Source organism: Vogesella mureinivorans, assembly GCF_007644035.1.
Taxonomy (GTDB): domain Bacteria; phylum Pseudomonadota; class Gammaproteobacteria; order Burkholderiales; family Chromobacteriaceae; genus Vogesella; species Vogesella mureinivorans.
Genome location: NZ_VMTV02000521.1, coordinates 1 through 337, shown reverse-complemented (window position 1 = coordinate 337; position 337 = coordinate 1). Strand labels below are relative to the sequence as shown.

The following is a 337-nucleotide window of genomic DNA, read 5'->3' as shown; positions in this document are numbered from 1 at the left end:
ACTTCCGCGGCGTGTCCGGTCGCTCGTTCGATGGTCGCGGCAACTACAACATGGGCGTGAAGGAGCAGATCATCTTCCCCGAGATCGATTTCGACCAGGTCGACGCGATCCGCGGCATGGATATCGCCATCACCACCACGGCCAAGACCGACGCGGAAGCCAAGGCGCTGCTCGAAGCCTTCCGTTTCCCGTTCCGCAACTGATCCCGAAGGACCCAAGACATGGCCAAGACCTCCATGGTCAACCGCGAGATCAAGCGGGCCAAGATCGCCAAGAAGTTCGCGTCAAAGCGCGCCGAGCTCAAGGCGATCATCGCGAGCCCCAAGGCTTCGTATGA

General features: G+C 60.8%; 1 pseudogene. It reads left to right on the top strand.

The features are described from left to right. Positions 1-203: pseudogene (locus tag FLQ44_RS14355) on the top strand (50S ribosomal protein L5); the annotation flags it as partial. Positions 204-337 lie beyond the last annotated feature (134 nt).